This is a genomic window from Paracoccus denitrificans (assembly GCF_900100045.1).
GTDB classification, from domain to species: domain Bacteria; phylum Pseudomonadota; class Alphaproteobacteria; order Rhodobacterales; family Rhodobacteraceae; genus Paracoccus; species Paracoccus denitrificans.
Map to the genome: position 1 here is coordinate 55395 of NZ_FNEA01000007.1, position 26688 is coordinate 82082.

Annotated in this window: 30 protein-coding genes; 5 read left to right on the forward strand and 25 right to left on the reverse strand. The window is 69.9% G+C overall.

Annotated features, from left to right (window positions below; genetic code table 11):
- Positions 1 to 26: 26 nt before the first annotated feature.
- The 5 genes from BLT64_RS07495 to cobA form a co-directional block, all read right to left on the reverse strand.
- Positions 27 to 833 carry a crotonase/enoyl-CoA hydratase family protein gene (locus tag BLT64_RS07495; RefSeq protein ID WP_011748840.1) on the reverse strand — a complete coding sequence of 269 codons (807 nt, stop codon included), beginning with the start codon at positions 831 to 833 and terminating at the stop codon, positions 27 to 29.
- 3 nt (positions 834 to 836) lie between these two features.
- Positions 837 to 1766, reverse strand: a complete 930-nt coding sequence (locus BLT64_RS07500; protein WP_011748839.1) for an AEC family transporter — start codon at positions 1764 to 1766, stop codon at positions 837 to 839.
- Positions 1766 to 2008 carry a sulfurtransferase TusA family protein gene (locus BLT64_RS07505; protein ID WP_011748838.1) on the reverse strand — a complete coding sequence of 81 codons (243 nt, stop codon included), beginning with the start codon at positions 2006 to 2008 and terminating at the stop codon, positions 1766 to 1768. Before BLT64_RS07505 ends, BLT64_RS07500 begins: the two co-directional genes overlap by 1 nt.
- 2 nt (positions 2009 to 2010) lie before the next feature.
- The gene (locus BLT64_RS07510; RefSeq protein ID WP_011748837.1) at positions 2011 to 2526 is read right to left on the reverse strand and encodes a DUF2478 domain-containing protein; all 516 of its coding nucleotides are present in this window, start codon (positions 2524 to 2526) and stop codon (positions 2011 to 2013) included.
- A gap of 83 nt (positions 2527 to 2609) precedes the next feature.
- On the reverse strand, positions 2610 to 3344 hold the full coding sequence (gene cobA / locus BLT64_RS07515; protein WP_011748836.1) for a uroporphyrinogen-III C-methyltransferase: 735 nt from the start codon (positions 3342 to 3344) through the stop codon (positions 2610 to 2612).
- Positions 3345 to 3446: 102 nt separating this feature from the next.
- Between cobA and BLT64_RS07520 the strand changes: the two genes are divergently transcribed.
- The 3 genes from BLT64_RS07520 to plsY are packed head-to-tail and all read left to right on the forward strand — an operon-like array spanning position 3447 to position 6255.
- Positions 3447 to 4406, forward strand: coding sequence for an aspartate carbamoyltransferase catalytic subunit (locus BLT64_RS07520; RefSeq protein ID WP_011748835.1), 960 nt, complete (start codon positions 3447 to 3449; stop codon positions 4404 to 4406).
- Positions 4403 to 5674, forward strand: a complete 1272-nt coding sequence (gene pyrC, locus BLT64_RS07525) for a dihydroorotase (protein ID WP_011748834.1) — start codon at positions 4403 to 4405, stop codon at positions 5672 to 5674. Before BLT64_RS07520 ends, pyrC begins: the two co-directional genes overlap by 4 nt.
- Positions 5671 to 6255 carry a glycerol-3-phosphate 1-O-acyltransferase PlsY gene (gene plsY / locus BLT64_RS07530; RefSeq protein WP_011748833.1) on the forward strand — a complete coding sequence of 195 codons (585 nt, stop codon included), beginning with the start codon at positions 5671 to 5673 and terminating at the stop codon, positions 6253 to 6255. Before pyrC ends, plsY begins: the two co-directional genes overlap by 4 nt.
- A gap of 75 nt (positions 6256 to 6330) precedes the next feature.
- Here the strand turns inward: plsY and BLT64_RS07535 are convergent, their stop codons facing one another.
- From BLT64_RS07535 to BLT64_RS07560, 6 genes are all read right to left on the reverse strand, one after another.
- Positions 6331 to 7206, reverse strand: coding sequence for a 3-hydroxybutyryl-CoA dehydrogenase (locus BLT64_RS07535; RefSeq protein WP_011748832.1), 876 nt, complete (start codon positions 7204 to 7206; stop codon positions 6331 to 6333).
- Between the two features lie 198 nt (positions 7207 to 7404).
- Complete coding sequence (locus BLT64_RS07540) at positions 7405 to 8331, reverse strand: electron transfer flavoprotein subunit alpha/FixB family protein (RefSeq protein ID WP_011748831.1); 927 nt, start codon at positions 8329 to 8331, stop codon at positions 7405 to 7407.
- Entirely contained in the window at positions 8331 to 9089 is a 759-nt protein-coding gene (locus tag BLT64_RS07545) for an electron transfer flavoprotein subunit beta/FixA family protein (RefSeq protein WP_011748830.1), read from the reverse strand. Before BLT64_RS07545 ends, BLT64_RS07540 begins: the two co-directional genes overlap by 1 nt.
- Before the next feature lie 120 nt (positions 9090 to 9209).
- A complete protein-coding gene (locus BLT64_RS07550; RefSeq protein ID WP_011748829.1) occupies positions 9210 to 9782 on the reverse strand; it encodes a cob(I)yrinic acid a,c-diamide adenosyltransferase in 573 nt (190 codons plus the stop codon).
- On the reverse strand, positions 9782 to 9982 hold the full coding sequence (locus BLT64_RS07555; protein WP_011748828.1) for a twin transmembrane helix small protein: 201 nt from the start codon (positions 9980 to 9982) through the stop codon (positions 9782 to 9784). Before BLT64_RS07555 ends, BLT64_RS07550 begins: the two co-directional genes overlap by 1 nt.
- Before the next feature lie 24 nt (positions 9983 to 10006).
- The gene (locus BLT64_RS07560; RefSeq protein ID WP_011748827.1) at positions 10007 to 10825 is read right to left on the reverse strand and encodes an SDR family NAD(P)-dependent oxidoreductase; all 819 of its coding nucleotides are present in this window, start codon (positions 10823 to 10825) and stop codon (positions 10007 to 10009) included.
- Positions 10826 to 10927: 102 nt separating this feature from the next.
- Between BLT64_RS07560 and parC the strand changes: the two genes are divergently transcribed.
- Complete coding sequence (gene parC / locus BLT64_RS07565; protein ID WP_011748826.1) at positions 10928 to 13171, forward strand: DNA topoisomerase IV subunit A; 2244 nt, start codon at positions 10928 to 10930, stop codon at positions 13169 to 13171.
- Between the two features lie 32 nt (positions 13172 to 13203).
- Here the strand turns inward: parC and BLT64_RS26775 are convergent, their stop codons facing one another.
- The 9 genes from BLT64_RS26775 to cbiE form a co-directional block, all read right to left on the reverse strand.
- Positions 13204 to 13359: a hypothetical protein gene (locus tag BLT64_RS26775; protein ID WP_155984334.1), complete on the reverse strand. Its 156-nt coding sequence runs from the start codon at positions 13357 to 13359 to the stop codon at positions 13204 to 13206.
- Positions 13360 to 13460: 101 nt separating this feature from the next.
- Complete coding sequence (locus BLT64_RS07570) at positions 13461 to 14042, reverse strand: cytochrome b/b6 domain-containing protein (protein WP_011748825.1); 582 nt, start codon at positions 14040 to 14042, stop codon at positions 13461 to 13463.
- Entirely contained in the window at positions 14042 to 14497 is a 456-nt protein-coding gene (locus BLT64_RS07575; protein ID WP_041529975.1) for a c-type cytochrome, read from the reverse strand. Before BLT64_RS07575 ends, BLT64_RS07570 begins: the two co-directional genes overlap by 1 nt.
- Before the next feature lie 372 nt (positions 14498 to 14869).
- Complete coding sequence (locus BLT64_RS07580; RefSeq protein ID WP_011748823.1) at positions 14870 to 15178, reverse strand: DUF1636 family protein; 309 nt, start codon at positions 15176 to 15178, stop codon at positions 14870 to 14872.
- On the reverse strand, positions 15163 to 15912 hold the full coding sequence (cobF, locus tag BLT64_RS07585) for a precorrin-6A synthase (deacetylating) (RefSeq protein ID WP_011748822.1): 750 nt from the start codon (positions 15910 to 15912) through the stop codon (positions 15163 to 15165). Before cobF ends, BLT64_RS07580 begins: the two co-directional genes overlap by 16 nt.
- Entirely contained in the window at positions 15909 to 17198 is a 1290-nt protein-coding gene (locus BLT64_RS07590) for a cobyrinic acid a,c-diamide synthase CobB (RefSeq protein WP_011748821.1), read from the reverse strand. Before BLT64_RS07590 ends, cobF begins: the two co-directional genes overlap by 4 nt.
- Positions 17195 to 17968, reverse strand: a complete 774-nt coding sequence (cobM, locus tag BLT64_RS07595) for a precorrin-4 C(11)-methyltransferase (RefSeq protein ID WP_011748820.1) — start codon at positions 17966 to 17968, stop codon at positions 17195 to 17197. Before cobM ends, BLT64_RS07590 begins: the two co-directional genes overlap by 4 nt.
- Positions 17965 to 18315, reverse strand: a complete 351-nt coding sequence (locus tag BLT64_RS07600; protein WP_011748819.1) for a cobalamin biosynthesis protein — start codon at positions 18313 to 18315, stop codon at positions 17965 to 17967. The genes cobM and BLT64_RS07600 overlap by 4 nt, the downstream gene beginning before the upstream one ends.
- Positions 18312 to 19484 (reverse strand): precorrin-6y C5,15-methyltransferase (decarboxylating) subunit CbiE, encoded by a 1173-nt coding sequence (gene cbiE, locus BLT64_RS07605; RefSeq protein WP_011748818.1) that lies wholly within the window; start codon positions 19482 to 19484, stop codon positions 18312 to 18314. The genes BLT64_RS07600 and cbiE overlap by 4 nt, the downstream gene beginning before the upstream one ends.
- On the opposite strand from cbiE, the gene BLT64_RS07610 reads away from it, so the two are divergent.
- A complete protein-coding gene (locus BLT64_RS07610) occupies positions 19483 to 20220 on the forward strand; it encodes a cobalt-precorrin-6A reductase (RefSeq protein WP_041529974.1) in 738 nt (245 codons plus the stop codon). The two genes, cbiE and BLT64_RS07610, sit on opposite strands and share 2 nt — an antisense overlap.
- Here BLT64_RS07610 and cobJ read toward each other — a convergent pair.
- Genes cobJ through cobN form a run of 5 tightly spaced genes read right to left on the reverse strand, consistent with a single transcriptional unit; the run spans position 20196 to position 26688 of the window.
- The gene (gene cobJ / locus BLT64_RS07615; protein ID WP_011748816.1) at positions 20196 to 20924 is read right to left on the reverse strand and encodes a precorrin-3B C(17)-methyltransferase; all 729 of its coding nucleotides are present in this window, start codon (positions 20922 to 20924) and stop codon (positions 20196 to 20198) included. The genes BLT64_RS07610 and cobJ overlap by 25 nt on opposite strands.
- A complete protein-coding gene (gene cobI, locus BLT64_RS07620) occupies positions 20921 to 21682 on the reverse strand; it encodes a precorrin-2 C(20)-methyltransferase (protein ID WP_011748815.1) in 762 nt (253 codons plus the stop codon). The genes cobJ and cobI overlap by 4 nt, the downstream gene beginning before the upstream one ends.
- A gap of 2 nt (positions 21683 to 21684) precedes the next feature.
- Entirely contained in the window at positions 21685 to 22314 is a 630-nt protein-coding gene (locus tag BLT64_RS07625) for a precorrin-8X methylmutase (RefSeq protein ID WP_011748814.1), read from the reverse strand.
- A 43-nt stretch (positions 22315 to 22357) separates the two neighbouring features.
- On the reverse strand, positions 22358 to 23521 hold the full coding sequence (locus BLT64_RS07630; RefSeq protein WP_011748813.1) for a ferredoxin-like domain-containing protein: 1164 nt from the start codon (positions 23519 to 23521) through the stop codon (positions 22358 to 22360).
- Entirely contained in the window at positions 23518 to 26688 is a 3171-nt protein-coding gene (gene cobN / locus BLT64_RS07635; RefSeq protein WP_011748812.1) for a cobaltochelatase subunit CobN, read from the reverse strand. Before cobN ends, BLT64_RS07630 begins: the two co-directional genes overlap by 4 nt.

Here is a 26688-nt window from a genome sequence, read left to right on the forward strand (position 1 = left end):
GCGGCCGAAACCTTGCGGCGGCGGGGTCAGCCTGCCTCGCCCGGCTTGATCTTTTGCGCCGTGCCCTGGGCAAAGCTGTCCAGCCTTCCCCTGGCGGCGTCCTGGGTGTTGACGATGCCGGCGACCATGGCCTCGGCATAGGCGGCGTCCAGCCCCGACATGTTCTGCATATGCGAGATCGCCGAGCAGACCGCGAAATTCGACAGGGGTGTGTTCTGCGCCACCCGGCGGGCAAGGTCGTAGGCCTGCGCCTCGCTGTCGGCCACGCGGTATTGCGCCAGCCCGACCTGCACCGCCTCGTCCCCGGAATACAGCCGGCCGGTCAGCATCATGTCCATCATGCGCGCCTGGCCGATCAGCCGGGGCACGCGGATCGTGGCGCCGCCGCCGGTGAACAGCCCGCGCTGCCCCTCGGGCAGGCCGAAATAGGTGGTCTCGTCCATCACCCGGATATGGACCGACGAGGCCAGTTCCAGCCCGCCGCCCACCACCGCGCCCTTGAGCGCGGCGATGACCGGAATGCCGCCATATTCGATCTTGTTGAACGCCTCGTGCCAGCGCAGGCAGATGCGCATGAACTCGGCAGGGCTGCGTTCCTCGCGCCCGTGCTCGACCAGGTCCAGCCCGGCGCAGAAATGCGGCCCCTCGGCGCGCAGCACCACGGCACGGGCGCCCGAGGCGGGCAGGGCGGAAAAGACCGCGACCAGTTCCTCGATCGTCTCGGCATTCAGGGCGTTGCGCTTGGCGGCGCGGTTCAGGGTGACGGTGGCGATGCCGTCCCCGTCCATGTCGAAGAGCAGGTGGGTCAGGTTCAACTGCGAAATGTCGCGCATGGTCTAGCCTTTCGTGATCCAGTGAATGACGACGGGAACCGTGGCGATGCTCGCCGCGGTCGAGATCAGGATGGCGGCCGAGACGCGCTGCACGGCGGTGCCGAAATATTGCGCGAGGATATAGACGTTGCCCGCGACCGGCAGGCTGGCGGCGGCGATCATCACGCCCGCCGCATAGGGCTCGACCCCGAATACCGCCAGCGCGGCGATGCCCACCGCCAGCGGGTGCAGCACCAGCTTGGCGAGGCTGAGCCAAAGCGCCGGGCCCATGCGCTCGGCCGCGCGTCCGGCCAGGCTGGCGCCGATGGCGAACAGCGCCCCCGGCGTGGCCGAGGCGCCCAAGAGTGCCAGGAATTCGTCCAGCGGCCCCGGCATCGGCAGGTGCAGCCCGGCCCAGGCCAGTCCCGCCAGCATCGAGACGATCATCGGGTTCGAGACGATGCCGCGCAGCAGGGGCCACAGCGTCGCCAGCCGTACCCGCCCCTGCCTTGCCGCGGTGACGATCAGGGTGATCAGCGTCGAGAACACCACCATGTCGATGGTCAGCACCATCAGCACCGGGCCGATGGCGCGTTCGCCCAGCAGCACGACCAGCATCGGCACGCCTAGAAAGCCGGTATTGCCGGTCATTGCCGTATGCGCCTCCATCGCCGCGGTGACCAGCGGCTGGCGGCGCCAGCGCGCCACCGCGAAACCCAGGGCCCAAAGCGCGGCCGAGCCGCAAAGATAGGCCATGACGAAGGCCGGGTCGAAGAGGCTGGCCACATCCAGCGTCGCGGCAAAGCGGAACAGCATGGCCGACAGCGCGAAGTAGAAGACGAATTTCGTCAGCCAGCCGGTGGCCTCGGGCGGGAAAAAGCGCGTGCGCCCGGCCAGCCAGCCCGTGCCGATGACGAGAAAGAACGGCAGGGTCTTCAGGAAGATCGCCAGCATCAGTCCGCGGCGATGGCGCAGGCGGGGCCGCGTTCGACGACGTATTCGGTCTCGCCCGGCGCGATTTCGCGGCTGCCGACCAGGCGATGGCCGGATTCGGCGCAGAAATGCGGCACGTCGATCACCGCGGCGGGGTCGGTGGCCAGCAGCGTGACCCGTGTGCCCCGCGGCAGCGCCATGAGCCGCTTGCGCAGCCGCAGCACCGGCAGGGGGCACAGAAGGCCGCGTGCGTCGATCTGCATGGTCAGGCTGCCGAACTGGTCAGCCGGGCGCGGCACCAGTCCTCGATCTGCTCGGGCGGCAGCTCTTCGGCCAGTTCGCCGGCGAATTCGCGAAAGGCGGGCAGTTGTTCGTCGGGAACATGCACCAGAACCGGGATGCCTGCGGCGAGCGCGCGGGCGATGGTTTCGCGAAAGCCGCGTCCGAAACATTCCTGCTTGCCGAACTTGTTGACGATCAGCAACTCGGCCCCGCGGTCCAGCACCGATTCGGTGCGCGCGACGGCCTGGGCCAGCGCGCCGGTATCCAGCCGGCAGGCCTGTGCCCCCGGGCCGAGCGACTGGGTGATGCGCACCAGCGGCCCGTCATCGCCGAGAATGCGCAGGTCCATGTCGCAATCGCCCCCCGGCACAGGTTCGGTATTGATCTGCACCGCGCCCGCCAGCCGCATCCCGGCGGCGGCCAGCCGCTCGGCTGCGGCGGTCAGCAGCCGGTCGCCGGCACCCGGCGCATTGTCCTGAACGGTCACGAAACCCAGCATGGCGGTCCTCTCTCGCGGCCAGCATAGTCCCTGGGCGCGCGGGCGCAATATTGAGTATTTGCAGAACGGAGAAACTGCCGGGCTCAGTTCCCCTCGGCCAGCGGGCCGTAGAGGATCAGCGCCGGATGCGGGCTGGGGCCTTCGGTGGCAAGCTGCTCGGCGAGGCGGGCGACGGTGGTGCGGATCAGGCGCTGGTGCGGATGGCCGACCGCCTCGGCCAGCAATGCGGGCGTATCCGGGGGCAGGCCGTTTTCGACCAGCAATGCCGCCATCTGCGGGAAGGTGCGCTGACCCATGAAGACGACGGTGGTGGCGCGCGGATCGGCCAGGGCGGCCCAGTTCTGGTCCTCGGGCAGCCCGCCGGTCACGTCGGCGCCGGTGACGAATTGCAGCCGCCGCGCGGTCTGGCGCCGGGTCAGCGGCAGGCCGGCGACGGCGGCGGCGGCCATGGCCGAGGGCACGCCGGGCACGATCTGGAACGGGATGCCGTGAGCCCGCAGCGCCGACAACTCCTCTTCCAGCCGGCCGAAGATGCCGGAATCGCCGGATTTCAGCCGCACCACATGCTTGCCCGCCCGGGCGTGTTCCACCAGGAGCGCGTTGACATGTTCCTGCTTGGCCGAGGGTCGCCCGGCGCGCTTGCCGACGCCGATCAGCTGCGCCTGCGGCCCGGCCTGCTCGAGCACCGGCCCCGAGGCCAGGTCGTCGTAAAGCACCACATCCGCCTCGGCCAGCAGCCGGGCGGCGCGCAGGGTCAGAAGCTCGGGGTCGCCCGGACCCGAGGAGACGAAGCTGACAAGGCCGATCTGTTCACGCATGATCTGGCGATGCGGCAAAATCCGCGTCAAGGCAAGGGGCTGCTTGCCGCCCGGCCCGCCATTTGCCATAGAAGGCGCGACCGCGACCTTGGGGATCAAGCCATGTTCCGTGCCCGCCATCTTCTGGGGATCGAGCCGCTCGCCCCCCCCGAAATCACCACGCTTCTCGACCTGGCCGAGACCTATGTCGATCTGAACCGCCGCACGGTGAAGCATTCCGATGCCTTGGCGGGGATGACGCAGATCAACATGTTCTTCGAGAACTCGACCCGCACGCAGTCCAGCTTCGAGCTGGCAGGCAAGCGGCTGGGCGCCGATGTGATGAACATGGCGATGCAGACCAGCTCGGTGAAAAAGGGCGAGACGCTGATCGACACCGCGCTGACGCTGAACGCCATGCATCCCGACCTGCTGGTGGTGCGTCATCCGCAATCGGGCGCGGTGGACCTGTTGGCGCAAAAGGTGAATTGCGCGGTCCTGAACGCGGGCGACGGCAGGCACGAGCATCCGACGCAGGCGCTCTTGGACGCGCTGACCATCCGACGCGCCAAGGGCCGGCTGCACCGGCTGACCGTGGCGATCTGCGGCGACATCGCGCATAGCCGAGTGGCGCGCTCGAACCTGATCCTGCTGGGCAAGATGGAGAACCGCTTGCGGCTGGTCGGGCCGGCGACGCTGATGCCCTCGGGCGCGCGCGACTGGGGCTGCGAGATCCATGAGGACATGCGCGAGGGGCTGAAGGGCGCCGATGTGGTGATGATGCTGCGTCTGCAGAAAGAGCGGATGGATGGCGGCTTCATCCCGTCCGAGCGGGAATATTACCACCGCTGGGGCCTGGACGCGGAAAAGCTGGCGCTGGCCGCGCCCGATGCCATCGTCATGCATCCGGGGCCGATGAACCGCGGGGTGGAGATCGACGGCACCATCGCCGACGACATCAACCGCAGCGTCATCCAGGACCAGGTGGAAATGGGGGTCGCGGTGCGCATGGCGGCGATGGACCTGCTGGCGCGCAACCTGCGGGCCGAACGCGGCGCCAAGGCGGCGGAGATGATGGCATGATCCTGCACTTCCAGAACGCCCGCCTGATCGACCCCGAGACGCAATCGGTCGAGGACGCCACGCTGACCGTCCGCGACGGCCGGATCGAGACCGTTGGTGCCGACGCCCCGCAAGGCGCCGAACTGATCGATTGCGGCGGCAGATGCCTTGCCCCCGGCCTGATCGACTGGGGCGTCAAGATCGGCGAGCCGGGCGAGCGGCACAAGGAAAGCTTCCGCAGCGCCGGGCTGGCGGCTGCGGCGGGCGGCGTGACCACGGTGATCGCGCGGCCGGACACGATGCCGCCGATCGATGCCCCGGAATCGCTGGAATTCGCCACCCGCCGTGCGGCCGATGCGCCGGTGAACATCCGCCACATGGCGGCGCTGACCCGCGCCCGCCAGGGGCGCGAGATGGTCGAGATGGGCTTTCTGCAGGATGCCGGCGCCGTGGCCTTCACCGACGGGGTGCGGGTGGTTTCCGACACCCGGCTCCTGTCGCGCTGCATGACCTATGCCCGCGGCCTTGGCGCGCTGATCGTCGGCCATCCGCAGGAGCCGGGCCTGTCGAAAGGTACGGCGGCGACCGGCGGCAAGTTCGCCTCGCTCTACGGCCTGCCCGCGGTTTCGCCCATGGCCGAGGTGATGGGGCTCGACCGCGACCTGGCGCTGGTGGCGATGACCGGCGCCCGCTACCATGCCGACCAGATCACCGTCACGGCCAGCCTGCCGGCGCTGCGCCGCGCGCGCGAGGCCGGGCTGGACGTGACCGCCGGCATCTCGATCCATCACCTGACGCTCAACGAATACGACGTGGGCGGCTATCGCACCTTCTTCCGCTTCACCCCGCCCTTGCGCTCCGAGGAGGACCGGCTGGCCATGGTCGAGGCGGTGGCCGAGGGGCTGATCGACGTGATCGCCAGCTTCCACACCCCGCAGGACGAGGAAAGCAAGCGCCTGCCCTTTGCCGAGGCGGCGCCGGGCGCGGTGGGGCTGCAAACCCTGCTGCCGGCGGCGATGCGGCTTTACCATCAGGGCGGGCTGAGCCTGCCGCAGCTTTGGCGGGCGATGTCGCTCAATCCGGCGCGGCGGCTGGGACTGCCGGGCGGGCGGCTCTCGGCGGGCGCCCCGGCCGATCTGGTGCTGTTCGATCCCGACGCGCCCTTCGTGCTGGACCGCTTCACGCTGTTGTCGAAGTCGAAGAACACGCCCTTCGACGGTGCGCGGATGGAAGGGCGGGTGCTGGGCACCTGGGTCGCCGGCCGCCGCGTCTTCGGAGAGGATGCATGAGCCTGATCCTCTGGGCCGTGATCGGCTACCTGCTGGGCTCGGTGCCCTTCGGCATCGTCATCACCCGTGCGCTGGGCCTGGGCGACCTGCGCCGAATCGGCTCGGGCAATATCGGCGCGACGAACGTGCTGCGCACCGGCAACAAGCCGGCCGCGCTGGCGACGCTGCTGCTGGACAGCGGCAAGGGCGCCATCGCCGTGCTGCTGGCGCGCTGGCTTGCCGGTCCCGATGCCGCGCTGGTCGCGGGCGCGGCGGCCTTCCTGGGCCACCTGTTCCCGGTCTGGCTGGGCTTTCGGGGCGGCAAGGGGGTCGCGACCTTCCTTGGCACGCTGCTGGCGCTGGACTGGCGGCTGGGCCTGATCGCCTGCGGGATCTGGTTGCTGGCGGCGCTGGCCGGCCGGATCTCGTCGCTTTCGGCGCTGGTGGCCGCTGCGCTGACGCCCTGCCTTGCCCTCTGGTTGGATGGCGCGCGCATGGCGGCGGTGACGGCGTTCATGGCCGTGCTGATCTTCATCCGCCATCGCACGAACATTGCCCGCATCCTTGCCGGAACCGAGCCCAGGATCGGCAGGAAGTCCTGATTTCTCTGTTCTGAAAATACTCCGGGGACGCCCTGAGCGCCCCGTCGAGGGGCGTTCAGGGCGGCGGCGGAGCCCCTATCGCGTCGGCACCGGCTCCTCGCCCGAATAGTCGTAGAACCCACGCCCGGTCTTGCGGCCCAGCCAGCCTGCCTCGACATATTTCACCAAGAGCGGGCAGGGCCGGTATTTCGTGTCCGCCAGCCCCTCGTGCAGCACGTTCATGATCGCCAGGCAGGTGTCGAGGCCGATGAAATCCGCCAGTTCCAGCGGCCCCATCGGGTGGTTGGCGCCCAGCTTCATCGACTGGTCGATGGACTTGACCGAGCCGACGCCCTCGTAAAGCGTATAGACCGCCTCGTTGATCATCGGCATCAGGATGCGGTTGACGATGAAGGCCGGGAAATCCTCGGCGCTGGCCGAGGTCTTGCCGATCTTTTCGACCACTTCGACCAGGGCTTTGTAGGTCTCCTCGTTGGTGGCGATGCCGCGGATCAGCTCGACCAGCTGCATGACCGGAACCGGGTTCATGAAGTGGAAGCCCATGAAGCGCTCGGGCCGGTCGGTGCGGCTGGCAAGGCGGGTGATCGAGATCGACGAGGTGTTCGAGGTCAGGATGGTCTCGGGCTTCAGATGCGGCAGCAGATCCTCGAAGATCGCCTGCTTGACGGTCTCGCGCTCGGTGGCGGCCTCGATGATCAGGTCGGTCTTGCCCAGGTCGGAAAGCGTCATGGTGGTGGTGATGCGCCGCATCGCCGCGGCCTTGTCCTCGGCCGAGACCTTGCCGCGGCTGACCTGGCGTTCCAGGTTGTGGTCGATCTGCGCCACGGCCTTGTCCAGCGCCTCGCGCGAGATGTCGGTCATGAGCACGTCATAACCCGCCAGGGCAAAGACATGCGCGATGCCATTGCCCATCTGTCCGGCGCCGATCACGCCCACCGATTGAATCGCCATGAACCCATCCTTTCGTCGGTCAGCCAGGACGATAGGCGTAAGCGCCTTGGACGTTCAATGCAAAAACCGCCCGTTATGGAAACGGGCGGTTTTCAAACGGTTTTCGCAGGGATGGGGGCTCTGCCCCCGCGCCCCTGCGGCCCCTTGATGGGGCCTCAGGGGCGCTCCCCCGGAGTATTTGGAAAACGGAGAAAGCGCTCAGAGCTTCCCTGTCAGTTCCGGCACGACGGAGAACAGGTCGCCGACCAGGCCGTAATCGGCGATCTGGAAGATCGGCGCCTCCTCGTCCTTGTTGATCGCCACGATCACCTTGCTGTCCTTCATCCCCGCCAGGTGCTGGATCGCGCCCGAGATGCCGACCGCGACATAGAGCTCGGGGGCGACGACCTTGCCGGTCTGCCCGACCTGCCAGTCGTTCGGGGCATAGCCGCTGTCCACCGCCGCTCGCGAGGCGCCCACCGCGGCGCCGAGCTTGTCGGCCAGCTCTTCGATGATCGCGAAGCTCTCCTTCGAGCCGAGGCCGCGGCCGCCCGAGACCACGCGCCTGGCCGAGGTCAGCTCGGGGCGGTCGCTCTCGGCCACCTCGTCGGCCACCCAGGAGGACAGGCCGGGATCGGCGGCGGCCGCGGTCTCGGTGACCGGGGCGGTGCCGCCTTCGCCCGCCGCGTCGAAGCTGGCGGTGCGGATGGTGAAGACCTTCTTCGCGTCCTTCGACTTCACCACCTGGATGGCGTTGCCGGCATAGATCGGCCGCTCGAATGTGTCCGCGTCGAGGATGGCCGAGACGTCCGACAGCACCATCACGTCGAGCAGCGCCGCGACGCGGGGCATGACGTTCTTGGCATCGGTGGTCGCCGGGGCGGCGATGTGGCTGTAGTCGCCGGCGAGGCCCACGATCAGCGCCGCGGTCGGCTCGGCCAGGCGGTGGCCGTAGAGGGCGTCTTCCGCCACCAGCACCTTGGCGACGCCGGCGATCTTCGCGGCCTCCTCGGCGGCGGCTTTCGCCGAGGCCCCGGCGCAGAGCACCGTCACATCGCCCAAGGCCTTGACCGCGGCCACCGCCTTCGCCGTCGCGTCGCGGTTCAGCGCGCCGTTCGTGACTTCCCCAAGCAGCAGAACAGCCATCAGATCACCCCCGCTTCTTTCAGCTTGCCCACCAGCTCGTCCACCGAGCCCACCTTGATGCCGGCCTTGCGGCCCTCGGGCTCGCGCACCGAGACCACCTCGAGCCGCGGCGCGACGTCGACGCCGTAATCGGCGGCGGTCTTTTCATCGAGCGGCTTCTTCTTGGCCTTCATGATGTTCGGCAGCGAGGCATAGCGCGGCTCGTTCAGCCGCAGGTCGGCGGTGACCACCGCCGGCAGGCTGACCGCGATGGTCTGGAGGCCGCCGTCGACCTCGCGCGTCACCTTGGCCTTGGCCCCTTCGATCTCGACTTTCGAGGCGAAGGTCGCCTGCGCCCAGCCCAGGATCGCCGCCAGCATCTGGCCGGTGGCGTTCATGTCGTTGTCGATCGCCTGCTTGCCGGCGATGATGAGCTCGGTGCCTTCCGCCCTGGCCACCGCGGCGAGGATCTTCGCCACCGCCAGCGGCTCGATGTCCTGCTGCACGTCGTCCGCGGCCACCACCAGGATCGCCCGGTCGGCGCCCATGGCCAGCGCCGTGCGCAGCGTCTCGGCCGCCTGCTTGACGCCGATCGAGACCGCGATGATCTCCTCGGCCTGGCCCTTCTCCTTCAGACGGATCGCCTCCTCGACCGCGATCTCGTCGAACGGGTTCATCGACATCTTCACGTTCGCAAGATCAACTCCAGAACCGTCAGACTTCACACGCGCCTTCACGTTGTAGTCGATCACGCGCTTGACTGGCACGAGAACCTTCATCGGCCTCTCCCCTTTGGTTGCGTCACCTGTTCGGAGGGTTTGTTAGCGGGCCATCGGCGGCAATGACAGGGAAAAAACGACCGTAACGCGTCGTAACATTTCCATTCCGTCATGTTGTCGCTAACGGCTGGCTCCTGGCACCCACAGGATATCCTGCGCGCCGTTTTCATTGGCGACGCGCCCCGCCACGAACAGCCAGTCCGAAAGGCGGTTGAGATATTTCACGGCGGCCGGATTGGCATCCTCGGCCGCGGAAAGCGCCACGGCGGCGCGCTCGGCCCGCCGCGCCACGGTGCGCGACAGGTGCAGATGCGCCGCGAGCGCCGAGCCCCCCGGCAGGATGAAGCTGCGCAGGGGGGCGAGGTCGGCGTTCATCGCGTCGATCTCGGTCTCCAGCCGCTCGACCTGGGCATCGATGATGCGCAGCACCGGATAGGGCGCCTCGGCATCCTCGACCATGCGCGGGCGCGACAGGTCGGCGCCAAGGTCGAAAAGATCGTTCTGGATCACCGCGATGCGCGCCGCGATCTCGTCCGTGGCATGCAGGCGGGCGAGGCCCAGCGTGGCGTTCAGCTCGTCCACGGTGCCATAGGCCTCGACCCTCAGGGAATGCTTGGGCACGCGCTCGCCGTTCGACAGCGCCGTCTCGCCCTTGTCGCCGGTGCGGGTGTAGATCTTGTTCAGCACGACCATCAGCCGCTCCTTACCCAGAGATAAAGCAGGAAGACCGCGATGGCGATGGCCTGGGCGATGATGCGCCAGCGCATTATGCGGTTGCCTTGCTTGCGGTTGAACTCGCCGCCCTTGGCGAAACCGCCGATGCCGGTGGCCAGGATCACCACCACGGCAAGGCAGCAGATCGCGAGCAGGTAGAAAAGCGGTTTGTCATGCATGGGCGGGCCCTTTCGGCGCGAAGCCTAGCTGCGGCGCGCGAACCAGTCCAGAGCGCGCGTGGAAAGAAGCCGCCGCCCGATGCCCGAGACATGGGTCGGCGTGGTGACGTAATAGCGCGGGCGGGGCCTTGGGCTTTCCAGCGCCTGCGCGATCCGGGTGCTGACGGCCGAGGGCGGCAGTTCGAAGCGGTCCTTCTTCGCGGCCGGCTCGTAGAGGCGTTTCAGCAGCGTGCGGCGGTATTGCCCGGCGCGCGGGCTGGCTTGCCAGTCGATCCAGCGCTCGAAATGCGGGATCGAGTTCTGGCGGATCCTGGTGCCGATGGGGCCGGGCTCGATCAGGATGAACTGCACCCCGGTATCGGCCATCTCGACGCGCAGCACGTCGGTCAGCCCTTCCAGCGCGAATTTCGTCGCGACATAGGCGCCGCGCCAGGGGATGCCGACAAGGCCCAGGACCGAGCTGATGTTCACCACCCGCCCGCCATGCTCGCGGAAATGCGGGATCAGCCGGCGGGTCAGGTCATGGGTGCCGAACAGATTCGTCTCGAAGATCGCGCGCAATGCGCCGCGCGGCAGGTCCTCGGCGGCGCCGGGGATGGCGAAGGCGGCGTTGTTCACCAGCGCGTCGATGCGCCCCAGGGCCAGCGCGGATTCGGCGCAGCGCGCCACGCTGTCCTCGCAGCCCAGTTCCAGGTGCAGCGTGTCGAAGCCCTCGGCGCGGCGGGCCTCGATATCCTCGGGCTTGCGGCAGGTGGCGATGACGCGCCAGCCGCGCGCCCGCATGTGCCGCGCCGCGTCCAGCCCGATGCCCGAGGAACAGCCGGTGATCAGAACGGTCTTCATGCGCGCCTCCTTGCCGCCGGGGTTCTGCGCCAAGGCCGGGCCTTGCGCAAGCCGCGCATTTCCGGCTGGACCGGCGCGGCGTGCGGGCCTATTCACCGGAACATGTCAGACGATCCGAATGTTCCAGATCCGACCCCGCCCGATCCGAGCCAGGATCAGACCACGTCCGAGCCGCTGTCTCGCGCCATCGGCGAGCGGTATCTGACCTATGCGCTTTCCACCATCATGAACCGGGCGCTGCCGGATGCGCGCGACGGGCTGAAGCCGGTGCATCGCCGTATCCTGTTCGCCATGCGCGAACTCAGGCTTTCGCCCACGGGGGCCTTCCGCAAATCGGCCAAGATCAGCGGCGACGTGATGGGCAACTATCACCCGCATGGCGATGCCGCGATCTACGACGCCATGGCGCGTTTGGCCCAGCCCTTTGCCATGCGCTATCCGCTGGTGGACGGGCAGGGCAATTTCGGCAATATCGACGGCGACAACCCCGCCGCCAGCCGCTATACCGAGGCCCGCCTGACCGCGGCCGCCGAGGCGCTGATGGAGGGGCTGGCCGAGAACGCGGTCGATTTCCGCCCGAACTACGACGGCACGCTGGAAGAACCCATCGTGCTGCCCGCCGCCTTTCCGAACCTTTTGTGCAACGGCGCCTCGGGCATCGCGGTCGGCATGGCGACCAACGTGCCGCCGCACAACCTGCACGAGGTGATCGACGCCTGCCTGCATCTGATCAAGGCGCCGGATGCGCGCGACGACACGCTGGTCTCGATCGTGCCGGGGCCGGATTTCCCGACCGGCGGCGTGCTGGTCGAATCGCGCGAAACCATTGCCGAGGCTTACCGGACCGGCCGTGGCAGCCTGCGGCTGCGGGCGCGCTGGTCGGTCGAGGATCTGGGCCGCGGCCAGTGGCAGATCGTCGTCACCGAGATCCCCTATCAGGTGCAGAAATCCAAGCTGATCGAGCGGCTGGCCGAGGTCATCCAGTTGAAGAAGGTGCCGATCCTGGCCGATGTGCGCGACGAATCGGCCGAGGACATCCGCATCGTGCTGGAGCCGCGCACCCGCGCCGTCGATGCCGAGCAGCTGATGGCGGCGCTGTTCCGGGTGAGCGACCTGGAGGTGCGCTTCGGGTTGAACATGAACGTGCTGATCGACGGCCGCGTGCCCAAGGTCTGCTCGCTGAAAGAGGTGCTGCGCGCCTTTCTGGACCACCGGCGCGAGGTGCTGGTGCGGCGCTCGAACCACCGGCTCGACAAGATCGCGGCCCGGCTGGAGGTGCTGGAGGGCTATATGATCGCCTTCCTGAACCTCGACCGCGTCATCGAGATCATCCGGCACGAGGACGATCCGAAGGCGGTCATGATCGCCGAGTTCAAGCTGTCCGACGTGCAGGTCGAGGCGATCCTGAACATGCGCCTGCGTGCGCTGCGCCGGCTTGAGGAAATCGAACTGCGCGCCGAACACGAGAACCTGACCCGCGAGCGCGAGGGCCTGGCGGCCATGCTGGCCGACGAGGGCGCGCAATGGGCCAGGATCGCCGAGGAACTGCGCGAGACCCGGGCGAAATTCGGCAAGTCCGCCTCCGGCGGCCAGCGCCGCACCGAGATCGGCGAGGCCGGCGAGGTGGCCGAGATCGACATGGACGCCATGATCGAGCGCGAGCCGATTACCGTCATCCTGTCGAAGATGGGCTGGATCCGCGCCATGAAGGGCCACCAGCCGCTGGATGCCGAGGTCAAGTTCAAGGATGGCGACGGTCCGTTCATGGCGCTGCATGCCGAGACCACCGACAAGCTGATGGTCTTTGCCGCCAACGGCCGCTTCTATACCCTGCCGGCGAACAACCTGCCCGGCGGGCGCGGCATGGGCGAGCCGTTGCGGCTGATGATCGACCTGCCGAACGATGCCGCCGTGATCGACATGTTCCCCTGGCGCGACGGCGAGCGATATCTGGTCGCCTCGAAGGCCGGGGACGGGTTCGTCGTTGCCGGGGCCGACATCCTGGCGCAGACCCGCGCCGGCAAGCAGGTGCTGAACGGCGAGGCGGCGCTGTGCCGCCGCGTGACCGGCGATCATGTCGCGGTGGTCGGCCAGAACCGCAAGCTGCTGGTCTTTCCGTTGTCAGAACTGCCGGAAATGGCGCGCGGCAAGGGCGTGCGCTTGCAGAAATACAAGGATGGCGGGCTGTCGGATGCCGTCTGCATCACCCTGGCCGAAGGGCTGCGCTGGCAGGAAACCGGCGGCCGGACGCGCAGCGAGCCGGACCTGACCGAATGGCTCGGCAAGCGGGCGGGCGCAGGCTACATGGCGCCGCGCGGCTTCCCGCGCGACAACAGGTTCAACTGAGAAAGGGCGGGGCGCGGGTCCCGCCCTTTTCGCTAGCTGTTCACGCTCGGCGCGGGGGCCGGGCTTTCGGTCGGCGTAGTCGCCGCCGTCTGGTCGCTGGAGACCTTCTTGTGGCCGGGGCAGTCCGCAAGCGCGGGGATGGCGGCCATCGAAAACGCCAGGGCAAGGGCGACGGTCTTGCTGATCATCATCGGCTCCTTCGTGCGGTTCAGGCATGCCGGACAGGCCAGAACGCAGGCCCGGCATGGCCCAGCCTGACACGCGGGGGCGATTCGATCAATTCCGCGGCCTATTCCTCACGAACCTGTTTGCGTCCGGTAATCATCGGCTGCACCAGATTCTCGCGCTTCCAGAAGCGATAGAACAGGATCACCGCGATATGCAGCAGCACAAGGACCAGGATCAGGTTGGCGCCCAGATTGTGCCAGCCCACCGCCTTGGAGCGCGTGGCGCCGCTGACGTAAGAGGCCAGCGGGCCGACGTTGATATAGTCGTCGGGGTCCGAGATCAGGCCGGTGGTCACCTGCGCCGCCAGCACCGCCAGCATGGCGATGACCGACAGCGCCCCCAGCGGGTTGTGGCCCGGCCAATAGCTGGGCTCGCGCAGGAACATCCCCCGCATATAGCCCGCGATCGCCCCCGGTCCCCGCAGGAAATGCGAGAACCGCGCCGGGGCCGGGCCGAAAAACCCCCAGACCAGCCGGAACAGCAAAAGCCCCGCCACGACATAGCCGCACCAGAAATGCAGCGTCATCTTGGCAGGCCCGAACTGGCCGAGGCACCATCCCAGGATCACGAAAAAGGCCAGCAACCAGTGGAATCCGCGCAGCAGCGGGTCCCACAGCCGGACCTCGCGGACGGGGCCTTTCATCAGCTCTTTTCGCGATAGTCGTCGTGACAGGCCTTGCAGGCGCCGCCCAGCTTCTGAACCACCGCGCCGACCTCTCCGGCACCACCCTTGACCGCATCCGAGGCGCCGGTCGCCGCCTCGCCCAGCCCGGCAAACTTCGTGCCGAAATCCTCGGGATTGGACCAGATGTCGGGCTTGGCCGCGCTGTCCTGGGCATCGGCGGAGCTGCTGCCCTCGATGAACAGGCTTGGCAGGTCGTATTGCGTCAGCGCCTCGATATTGGCGGCGGCGCGGCTGGCCGCGGCCTCGTCATAGGCGACATCGCCCTTGGCCATCCCCGAGAGCGTGCCCATGTTGATGGCCAGCATCTGGTAAAAGCCGTGGCGGGCGTCGATGGCCTGCTTGACCGGATCATCCTGGGCCAGGCTGACCAGCGGAACCGCAGCCAGGGCGGCGGCAGTGAGAATCAGGCGCATGTCGTCGTTCCTTTCATGTGGCATATGGCTGCAATCGGGCTCGCGCCGGAGCAGAGTTGCACAGCCCGCCCGATCTGCCAACGCATGCGGCGATGCCATTTTCGTGAAAGTCGCTGGCCCGGCGGGGATTTTCTGTTCGCGAAAGCGCCGTTTTTTCCGCGGCCGGCCTGCCCGCGTGACTGCGATCCGGGCAGGATCGCTTTCTTTCCGGTCGTGCGGGGCCGCGGCGCTTGCGCCATGCCGTGCGGCAAGCGCAAGCTGGGGTGGACGGGGTTGCATCCCCCGTTACCCCGGGCCGCACGGGGTCTTCATGGCAGTGACCGCCGTTCATGCCGCGTCTCCTCCCTCCGCGCGGCGTGGACGGCGGATTTTTCAGGCCGCCGGGATGCGCAGTTTCAGGCAAAAGCGCAGTCGGCCGCAGGGCCGGGCGTCCATGATCCAGCCGTCCGGCGCCGCCAGATAGGCACGGATCGTCGCCGCGATATCGGCAGCATCCCCGGGGTGCAGGTCGTGGAACAGATAGGCGCCGCGCCCCGGCGCCTGCAGCGCCATCAATACCGGCCGGGCATCGCGCGCCCGCAGCGCGGCACGGCGCAGGGCGATGTCGGGGCCAAGCCTGCGCAGCACCCCGGCCAGCGCGTCGGCATCGGGGCCCGGCGGCAGGGTCAGCGTGACCGGCATCGCTCGAGCAGGTAGATGTCCATGATCCAGCCGTGCTGGGCCCGCGCCCGGGCGCGGGTCTCCAGGATATGCCCTGCGACCTCGGGCAGCGGCCCCCGGATCAGGATCTGGTTCGGCATGCCCAGAAAGGCCCCCCACCAGATATGCAGCCCCTCGGAATCCAGGCTTTGGAACGAGCATTCGCCGTCCAGCATCACGACCAGCCGGTCCACCGTTCCGGGCCAGCCGTGGTCGCGGATCCGGCGGCCGGTGGTGATCAGCACCGGCGCGGCAACCGCATTCAGCGGGATGGCATGGGCGGCGCAAAGTGCCTGGATCGCGGTGATGCCGGGGATCACGCGCAGGTTCAGCGGCAGGCGGCGCGCCACCCGTTCCGCGATGCGCAGCGTGCTGTCGTAAAGCGACGGGTCGCCCCAGACCAGCAGTGCCGGGCGGATGGCGCCATGGGCGCGGATCACCTGTTCCCAGCGTTCGGCGATGGCGTCGTGCCATGCCTCGACGCCCTGCCGATAGCCGTCCGCCGCATCGCGCGCGGGCATGTCGAAGACGGCCAGCGGCGGTGGGCTGGCCAGCACCTGCTGGCAAAGCGCCCGGCGCAGATCGGCCAGGTCGGCCTTGTCATCGCCCTTGGCAGGGATCAGGATCAGGTCGGCATCCGCCATCGCGGCGATGCCCTCGCGCGTAAGGTGGCCGGGGCTGCCGGTGCCGATGCCGATCAGCGCAAGCTCGATCATGGCGCCTCTCCGATCAGGTGGAAGAAGGTGCCGGTGGCGTGGCCGCGGCGCGAGCCGGTCTCGGGCACCGCATCGCCATTGGCATCGGTGACGCGGGCCAGCGGCTCGTCGGGCTGGGCCAGGATGGTGGCGTAATGGAACTCGTGCCCGGCCAGCGCAGGGGCATAAAGCCCGGCGAGCGGTTCGGCGCGGCGATAGCCCAGATGTATCCGGCGCTTTTCATAGCTGGTCTCCAGCCCCAGCAGCCCGGCCATTTCGTGGCGCGTGCCTTCAGCATCGACCAGCCCGGCGCCCATCGCCATGTAGCCGCCGCATTCGCCATGCACCGGGCGGGTCTCGGCAAAACGCCGCAGCCCGGCGCGGAAGCGGCCGGCCGAAGCCAACCGGCCCGCATGCAGTTCGGGATAGCCGCCCGGCAGCCAGCAGGCCCCGGCGCTGTCGTCCGGCGCCTGATCGGCCAGGGGCGAGAACGGCAGGATCGTCGCCCCTGCCGCCTGCCATCCGGCGACCAGATGCGGATAGACAAAGGAAAACGCGTCGTCCTGCGCCAGCGCGATGCGTTCGGCCGGCGGCGGCAGCGGGCGAAAGGGCTGGGCCGCGATCCCGCCCGCGGCCGCCGCGATGATGGCATCCAGATCCAGGTGCCGCGCCGCTGCCTCGCCCGCAGCCGCGAGCAGCGCCTCCAGCGCGGCGTGTTCCTGTGCCTGCACCAGTCCCAGATGCCGCTCGGGCAGCTCGATCCCGGCTTCGCGCGGCAGCACGCCCAGCACCGGGATCGAAAGCTGGTCCAGCGCGTGCCGCATCAGGGTTTCGTGCCGGGGCGAGGCGACGCGGTTCAGCACCACCCCCGCCAGATGCACGTCGCGGCGCATCTCGCGGAACCCCAGTGCCACGGCACCGGCGGATTGCGCCTGCCCCTTGCAATCCATGACCAGCACCACCGGCCAGCCGGTCAGCGCGGCGATGTCGGCGCTGGCGCCGTTGCCGCAACCGCCCGCACGCGCCACGCCGTCGAAAAGCCCCATCGAGCCCTCGGCCAGCGCAATGTCCGCACCCCCGGCCGCACCGATCAGATGCGCGATCTGCGCCCGGTCCATGGCCCAGCTGTCGAGGTTGAAGGACTCGCGTCCCGCCGCCGCGCGGTGAAAGGCGGGGTCGATATAGTCCGGCCCGCTTTTGAACGGCTGCACCACCAGCCCGCGTGCGCGCAAGGCCGCGATCAGTCCCAGCGTGACCGTGGTCTTGCCGCTGCCCGAGGCGGGGGCACTGACGACTAGCCCTTTCATTCCGGGAACCTCGGTGCGGTGCCGACGGGGCGAAAGCGGCGGTCGTAGTCGCCGGCATAGAGGCGGCTTTCGTCGAAACCCTCCGCCGCCAGCGCCCGGCCGACCAGAATCAGCGCCGTGCGCTCGCCCTCGCCGATGGCGGGGTCCAGCGTGCCCAGCGTGGCGCGGTGGATGCGCTGGTCGGGCCAGCTGGCGCGGAACACCACGGCGACCGGGCAATCGGCGCCGTAATGCGGGACCAGTTCCGCTTGCACGCGGTCCAGCACATGCACCGACAGGTGGATCGCCAGCGTGGCGCCGGTGGCGGCGAAATTGGCAAGCGTCTCGCCCTCGGGCATGGCCGATGCGCGGCCCGAGGTGCGGGTCAGCACCACCGATTGCGCCACACCCGGCAGGGTCAGTTCGGCCCCCAGCGCGGCGGCGGCGGCGGCGAATGACGGCACGCCGGGCGTCACGTCATAGGGGATGCCCAGCTCGCGCAGCCGGCGGAGTTGCTCGCCCATGGCCGACCAGACCGACAGGTCGCCCGAATGCAGCCGCGCCACGTCATGGCCCGCCTGATGCGCGGCGGCGATCTCGGCGACGATCTGGTCGAGGTCCATGGGCGCGGTGTTCACGATCCGCGCGCCGGGTGGGCAATGGCCCAGCAGCGCCTGCGGCACCAGCGAGCCGGCATAAAGGCAGACCGGGCAGGACGCGATCAGGTCGCGGCCGCGCAGGGTGATCAGGTCGGCCGCGCCCGGGCCGGCGCCGATGAAATGGACGGTCATGCGGGGTCTCCTTCTGCGATGGCGGCGGTGGCCATCCCGTCTTGCGAGGTTACGCGCGACGCGACGATGCGCGCGCCGGGGCCGAGTGCTGCCAGGGCGGCGGCTTCGGCCAGCGAGCCGGTGCCGTGCCGCGCGAGGATACGCGGCGATTGCGTGGGGGTTGCGATGCCGGCGACCTCGACGGCCAGCAGCGGCAGGCCGGTCTGCGCGGCCAAAGCCCGGATCGCCGGCGCCGCCACCTTGGCCGGACTGGTCGCCAGTGCCTCGGCCGCTCCGGCGCGGGCCAGCGCGTCGGCCAGCGAGGCAAGGCTTGCCGCCTGACGAAAGCCGATGCCCGCGACCCTCATGGCCAGCTCCATTGCGTCACGCTGCGCGCCGGGGTCCAGCCGCGCATCCGGCCCAGCGGGACGGCTTCCTCCAGCGCGATGCGGGTCAGGCTGCCGCCGCGTTGCGCGTGCAGGCCGATCAGCAGCGCCTCGGTCTCCAGCGTCACCGCGTTCGCGACCAGACGGGCGGGGGGCAGGGCGTCGATCAGCGTGGCCGAAGCGCCGCCGCCGATAAAGATCGCATCGGGTGCCGGAAGATCGTGGAGGAAATCGGGTGCCGCGCCTTGGACGGCGCGCATCCGATCCGCCAGCCCGAACGCCTTGATATTCGCGGCGATATTGGCGATGCGGTCGGTGCGGGGCTCCAGCGTCACCGCCCGGCCGCCGTTCAGGCACCATTCGACGCTGACCGAGCCCGAGCCGCCGCCGATGTCCCACAGCATCTCTCCCGTCCGCGGGCCAAGTGCCGCCAGCGTCACCGCCCGGATGGCGCGACGGGTGATCTGGCCGTCATGGGCGAAGCTGTCGTCGGGCAGGCCGAAGCCGCGCGGCAGGCCGGCGCCCGATGGCAGATCCGCCCCGTCCAGCGCCACCGCGACCGGCGCGATGCAGTCCAGCGCGAAACCCTGCGCCCGTGCCTCGCGGATGCGTTCGCGCGGGCCGCCAAGCGCCTCCATCACCACCATGCGCGTCGGGCCCAGCCCCTGCGCCACCAGCCATTCGGCAAGCTGGGCGGGGGCGGTGCCGTCGCGCAGCAGGCAGATCGCCCGCGCCCCCCGCGCCATCACCGGGCGCAGCCGGGCAAAGGGCGCGGCATGCAGGCCGAGGCAGGCGGTCTCCTCCAGCCGCCAGCCCAGCCTTGCGGCGGCCAGCGAAAAGGTGCCGGGCGCGGGAAAGGCCCGCCATTCGCCCGTTTGCAGCACGGCGGCGATGCTGCCGCCGGCGCCATGCCAGAACGGATCGCCCGAAACCAGCGCCGCCACGCTTTCCCCGCGCAAGGCCAGCAGCGGATCAAGACCGAAAGGCACCGGCCATGCCCGGCCCCGCTGCCCGCCGATCCCCGCCAGTTCCAGATGCCGGGGGGCGCCGAAGACGATTTCCGCCCGATCCAGCGCATCGCGGCTTGCAGGCGGCAGGCCGGCAAGGCCATCCTCCTGAATACCGATGATGGAAAGCCAGGGATCAGCCATGACGCGCATCCTTCTGCTGGGCGGCACCACCGAGGCGGGGGCCATGGCCCGCGCGCTGGCCGAGGCCGGGCTGGACGCAGTCTATTCCTATGCCGGCCGCACCGCCAACCCGGTGGCGCAGCCGCTGCCGATGCGCATCGGCGGCTTCGGCGGCTCCGAGGGGCTGGCGGATTACCTGCGGGCCGAGCGCATCAGCCATGTCGTCGACGCCACCCACCCCTTTGCCGAGGGCATGAGCCGCAATGCCGTCGCCGCCTGCTGTGCGACCGGCACGGCGCTGATCGCGCTGGAGCGCCCGCCCTGGGTTGCCGCGCCGGGCGACCGCTGGATCCACGTCGCCGATTACGAGCCCGCCGCCCGCGCGCTGCCCGGCGACGGTTCGGCGGTGTTCCTGGCCATCGGGCGGCAGAACCTGCAACCCTTCGTGGGGCTGAACCACATCTGGATGCTGCGTTTCGCCGAGGTGGCGGCGCATCCCCTGCGCGACGCCACGCTGATCGTCTCGCGCGGGCCGTTCACCGTCACGGGCGACATCGCGCTGATGCGGCGCCACGACATCGCCCACGTCGTCGCCAAGAATGCCGGGGGCCATGCCGCCCAGGCGAAGATCGTCGCCGCGCGCGAACTGGGCCTGCCGGTCGTGATGATCGACCGTCCCGTGCTGCCGCTGCGCCGCGTCGTCGCTGCGCCGGCCGAGGTGATGGCCTGGCTTCATGGCACGGATCGCGGCGTATAGACCCAGGCGCCGGCCCGGCGGGTGGCGCTGTTGCCCAGGATGACCACGGTGCGCATGTCGGCCATCTCGGGGCGGGCCTCGGCCAGGGTGACGGTGTTCAGCGCCTCGTCCGGGGTCGAGACGGCGCGCGCGAACGAGATCAGCCGGTCGGGACCGCAAGCCTCGCGCAGGATCTCGAGCACGCGGGCAAAGCCCTCGGGCCGGGCCTTGGAGCGTGGATTGTAGAAGGCCATGGCGAAATCGGCCTCGGCCGCCAGCCGCAGGCGCTTTTCGATCAGCGCCCAGGGCTTGAGGTTGTCCGAAAGGTTGATGGCGCAGAAATCATGGCCCAGGGGCGCGCCCAGCCGGGCGCTTGCGGCCAGCATGGCGGTGATGCCGGGCAGGATGCGGATGTCGGGGGTATTCTCGCATCCCTCCAGCGCCTCGAAGAGCGCCGAGGCCATGGCAAAGACCCCCGGATCGCCCGAAGAGACCACCACGACCCGCCGCCCCCGCGCCGCCAGGTCCAGCGCAAGGCGCGCGCGCTCCAGCTCGACGCGGTTGTCCGAGGGGTGCAGCGCCAGCCCCGGACGCGGTGCGACGCGGGCGACATAGGGGATGTAGCCGACGACATCGGTGGCCTCGGCCAGCGCCGCCCTGACCTCGGGCGTGACCAGATCCTCCGCGCCCGGCCCCAGGCCGGCCACCGCGACCCAGCCGCTCATTCTGCGGCATCCGCGGCGGAATCGGACAGCGGGCGGCGGCCGTTGCCATGCACCAGCACGGTGGCGAAATACGGGCAGGCCTGCAGATCGGCCTGCGCGAGCGGCGTCACGCGCTGGTTCGGCATGGTGCCGCGCTCGACCAGCCAGGCGTCGGACATGCGCCCGGCGGTCGCCAGCGCACGGGCGATCTTGGGCAGGTTGCGGCCGGTCTTCATCACCACCACCGCGTCGGCGGCGCGGATGTGACGGGCAAGCTCGGCCTCGGGCAGGGTGCCCATCAGCACCGTCATGGCGTCGTCGCCCCAGGTCATCGGCTGGCCGATGGCGTTCCAGCAGCCGGTCATGCCGGGGATGCCGGGGATGATCTCGACCGGGACGATCCCTTGCAGCCGGGCATGCAGATGCATGAACGAGCCGTAGAACAGCGGGTCGCCTTCGCACAGCACCACAACGTCGCTGTCGACGGCCAGCCGCGCCAGCCGCGCCGTCCAGTCGTCGTAGAAGGCCGCAAGCAGCCGGTTGTATTCCGGGCTGTCGAAGGGGATCTCGGTGGTGACCGGATATTCCATCGCGTGTTCGATCACGTCCGGCGCCAGCATCTCGGCCACGATGCGGCGGGCCTGCCCGGCCCGGCTCTTCTTGCGGAAATAGGCGATCTGCCGTGCGCCGCGGATGGCGCGGTCGGCGCGGACCGAAATCAGGTCGGGATCGCCGGGGCCGAGGCCCGCGCAGATGATCTTTCCGGTTTGGGGGGCCATGGCTATTCCTTTCGGCTGGCGAGCGCGTTGACGGCAGCCACGGTGATGGCCGAGCCGCCCAGCCGCCCGCGCACGATCAGCGCCGGCGCGGGCAGGTCGTCCATCAGCGCCGCCTTGGATTCCGCCGCGCCGACGAAGCCCACCGGGCAGCCGATGATCGCGGCCGGGCGCGGGCAGGCCGGGTCCCTGAGCATGTTCAGCAGGTGAAAGAGCGCGGTGGGCGCATTGCCGATGGCGACCACGGCGCCCTTCAGATCGTCGCGCCACAGCTCCAGCGCTGCGGCGCTGCGCGTGTTGCCCATCTGTGCGGCGAGGTCGGGCACGCGCGGGTCGTTCAGCGTACAGATGACGCGGTTCGCGGCGGGCAGGCGGGCGCGGGTGACGCCCTCGCTGACCATGCGGGCGTCGCAAAGGATCGGCGCGCCGTCCTCGAGCGCCTTGCGTGCCGCCACGGCCATGCCGGCCGAGAAGGCTACGTCGCGCTCCAACCCCACCAGCCCGGCGGCATGGATCATGCGCACGACGACCGGCTCTTCCTCGGCGGCGAACCGGGCGAGGTCCGCTTCGGCCCGGATGGTGGCGAAGGACTGCGCATAGATCCGGGCGCCGTCGGTTTCGTATTGGTGCAGCATCGGGGTTTCCTGGGATTTCTGCGGCTATCTTGCAAGGGCGGGGTCAGAGCGGAATGCGGTCCGGCGCAAGCCCCGCCAGCGTGACGGGATCGCGCGTGCCGCCGTTTCGGATCAGGTCGAAGCGGCCGGGCGTGGTGGCGACCAGCGTCGCCGAGGCCGCGCCCCGATATGCGCAGCCCTTGGCGCAGCCGCTGACATGCAGGCTTTGGCCGGGTGCGAGACGCGGCGCCAGGCTGCGGGCCAGCGCGCGGACATCGGCCCGCGCCTGCGGGCAGCCGGGGGCGCCGGTGCAGGCATGGATGCGCAAGAGCGGGTCGTCGGGCTTGAGAATGGCGCCGTCGATGCGGGGGCGGGCCGCACCCTCGATCAGCAGCGCGCGCCATGGGGTCAGGCGTAGCGGGCCAAGTGCGGCCGCCCTGGCCAATTGGGCGGCGGTGATCTGGCCGAAGGCAAAGCCCAGCAGCCAGCCGTTCGGCGCCGGGCCGGGTCCGGGCGGATCGGCACAGGCGGCTTCGGTGGCGCCGTCGCATGGGTATTTGGAAAACGGAAAGGATGCCAGCGGCAGGGCGCCGTGGGGCAGGGCGGGAGCGCGGCGCAGATAGTCGCGCATCCGCCCGCGCCCGTCCCGCACGCCGCCCTGCATGAACCAGCGTGCCAGATCGACGGCGCGGGCTGCGGCCTCGTGCGTGTCCTTGGCCGCCAGCGCCCAGTCGCCGCCATCCGGCACGATCAGCCATCCCGGGCCCTGCGGGTGCAGCCTGATGTCCGAGGGCGTCTGCGCCAGCACCGGCGGGTCGGTATCGACGGCAAAACCGAACTTGCCGGGCACCTGCGGCGCCTCCGGCTCGGTCATCGCCCGGGCCATGGCCTCGGCCAGTTGCCAGGCCGCGCTGCCCACGGGGGCAAAGGGCGACAGGATCACGTTGCGCCGCGCTTCGGCCCCGGCGTCGCGGTCGATCAGGCCGAGCCTGGCCAGAATCGCAACGCTTGCCGCATGGCCGGCGGGGGTCAGTCCGCGCAACTGCAGGTTGGCGCGGCTGGTCAGGTCCATCAGCCCGTTGCCATGGCTCCAGGAGAGGTCCGCTATGGCCTGCGCCTGATCGGGCATCAGCCTGCCGTTCCGGGCCCGGATGCGCAGGACCAGCCCGTCGCCCGAGGCCATCGGTCGCAATGCGCCGGGACACCAGCCCTTGACCTCGTAGCTCATGGCGCCGCCTCGGCCAGCACCGAGTTGCGCCGCGTGGCCCAGAGGCCCGATTCCAGCAGCTGCGCGAACATGGCGCGCATGGCGGCGAGTGCCTGCGGATTCTCGCGCTCCATGAAGGCCACGACCTCGGGCCGGCCCAGCGTCGCGTCGTGATAGAGATCGAACAGGTGACCGGGCACCACGCCCGCCAGATTGGCGAATGCGGCCATGTGATCGAGCGTAGCCGCGATCTCGGCCGCGCCGCGGAAGCCGTGCCGCATCATGCCGTCGGCCCAGGCCGGATTGGCGGCGCGGGCGCGGGTGACGCGGGCGATTTCCTCGGTCAGGCTGCGGGCGCGGGGCTGGTCGGGCCGGGTCGCGTCCAGGTGGTAAAGCGCGGGTGCGGCTGCGCCGATCCGCGCCATGGCGGCGGCGAAGCCCGCCTCGTGCGCGGCATAGTCGCCGGCCAGCAGCAGGTCTGATTCCGGCAGGTCCTGCGCATGGACGAAGGCATCGGCCCCGGCCAGGCGGTCGCGGATCGCCTGCGGCTGATGGCTGATCCGGCCATCGGCGCCGATGGCGTGGGACGAGGCGGCAAGCCATGCCTCGCCCGCCGCCTGCCGCGCCGCATCCGTGAAGGTCTCGGCCAGTTCGGCGATGCCAAGGCCGTAGAGACCGGGCTTGGGGCCGAAGACGCGAGGGGCGCGGCTGCGATAGGGGTTGTCCCCGGGCGCCTCGTCGCGGGTGGCCAGCGCCTCGGCACCAGTTTCGAAGAGTTGCGCGAGGCCGGGGAAGATGTCGCGAAAGAGCCCCGAGACCCGCAGCGTCACGTCGATCCGTGGTCGGCCCAGTTCGGCCAAAGGCAGGATCTCGATGCCCGCGACGCGGCCCGAGGCGGCATCCCAGCGCGGGCTGAGACCGGCCAGATGCAGCGCCATGGCGAATTCCTCGCCTGCCGTGCGCATGGTGGCGCTGCCCCACAGGTCCACGACCAGCCCCTTGGGCCAGTCGCCATGGTCCTGCAAGTGGCGGCGCAACAGTTCCTCGGCCAGCTTCACCCCTTGCGCGTGGGCGGCGCGCGAGGGCACGGCGCGCGGATCGACGGCGAAGAGGTTGCGCCCGGTCGGCAGCACGTCCTGCCGCCCGCGCGCCGGCGAGCCCGAGGGGCCGGGCGCCACCCGCTTGCCGGCGAGCGCACCGGCCAGCCCGTCGCGTTCGGCCTTGCCACAGGGGCCGGTGCCATAGACGTGCAGCCCATCGCCGAAGCGGCTGTCCTTGAGATCGCAAAGGAAGCGGTCGATCAGCGGGATCGCTTCGGCCGGTGCCGCATCGGGGGGCAGGCCAAGATCGGCCTCGACCCCGGCGGCGCGGGCCTCGTCGCGGATGGCGAGGATCAGCCGGTCGCGGCGGCGGGGGTCCAGCCCGTCGGCTGTGGAATATTCGTCCAGCAGCCGTTCCAGATGCGTCAGGTTTTCGGGGACGCCCGAGTCCACGAGCGGCGGCGGCAGGTGGCCCAGCGTCACGGCCGAAAGCCGGCGCTTGGCCTGCGCGGCCTCGCCGGGATCGTTGACGATGAAGGGATAGATCACCGGCAGGTCGTCCAGCAGCGCCTCGGGCCAGCATTCCCCGGACAGCGCCACGGATTTCCCCGGCAGCCATTCCAGCGTGCCATGCGCGCCCATGTGGATCATGGCGTCCGCCTGGGTCCGCAGCCAGAGGTAGAACGCGACATATTCATGGCGCGGGGTGCGCGTCAGGTCGTGGTACTCGTCGGCGCGGGTTTTCACCTCGCCGCGCTCGGGCTGCAGGGCGATCAGGTCGGCGCCGTGGCGGATGGCGGCGAAGCGGAAGCCGTCGGGCGGCGGTTCGCCCCATGCCGCGCGCAGGTCGTCTTGCAGGCGTTGTGGCAGGGTGGCCAGCGCCTTGCGGTAGTCCGAGAGCGGCCAGTGGATGCGTTCGGTCGTCATGCGGCGGCCCAAGTCGTCATGCGGGATGCCAAGGATTGTGCCGGTCGACGCCAACGCGTCCAGCCCCACCGCATGGGCCAGTTGATGCGCCTTGCCGGGATAGGTGGAAAGCACGACGGCGCGTCGCATCGCCTGCCGCAGCCGGTGCCATGCCTTGATCCGCGCCACCGCCGCGTTGATGCGGCCCATGTCCGGGGCGTGGATCAGGCGCGAGAACTCCAGCGCCGGGTCGCGGACCTGTGGTTGCTTGAAGCTGACGGCGCCCAGGAAGATGCGGCCATCGACCTCGGGCAGCACGACATGCATGGCCAGGTCGGCGGCGGAAAGCCCCCGGTCCTCGGCGGCCCACAGGGCGCGGGGCGCGGTGGACAGCGCCACCTGGAACACGGGGCAATCCGTGCCGTCGAAGGGCGTGGCGCCCGCATCGTCGCGCGCGGAAAAGGCGGTCAGGTTCACCACCGCCGCAAGGCCGGACAGATGCGGCGCCAGCCAAGCGGCAAAGCCCGGTGCCTTGAGCGAGGGCGCGAACACCCCGGTCGCGGCAAAGCCCGCCCCGCGCAGGGCCCGGATCATCGCATCCACCGGCGCAAGGTCGGCCGCGGTCAGGTAGCTGCGATAGAAGCTGACCAGCACCGGGGCCTCGCCCGGCGTGGGGCCTGCGGTCACGCCTGCGTCGGGATCGTAGAAACCCCATTGCGGGATCGCGGCCTCGCCATGGACCGGGGCGGCGGGCAGTCCTGCCGCCTGCGCCAGTTCCGCCAGTGCCATCTGCGCCGCGACCGCGCCGCCTTCGTCGCAAAGCGCCGCCAGCCGGCGCAGCACCGGCACCGGCAAGGTCGAGAAGCGGTCCAGCGTCGGATCGGGCCGACCGTCCGCCGGCAGGAAGGCCAGTGCGATGCCCCGCCTGCGCGCCAGATCCTGCAGGCTGGCTGTGCCGTAAGGCCAATAGGGCTCGCCGCCGATCAGCCGGACCAGCACGGCGCGGGCGCCGGAAAGCGTGGCCTCGCAATATTGATCGACGGAAACCGGATGCCGCAGCGCCGAGAGGTTGCACAGCCGCAGCGCGGGCAGGCCCTCGCCAGCCCTGTGCCAGCCTGCCGCGAAAGCGCCCAGGTCGCTGTCCGAATAGGACAGCACGACCAGGTCGGCGGGGCTTTGGCCGGGGTCGGTCGGGACCTCGGTTTCCTCAAGCCCACGGCTTTCGCGAAAGACGACATGCAT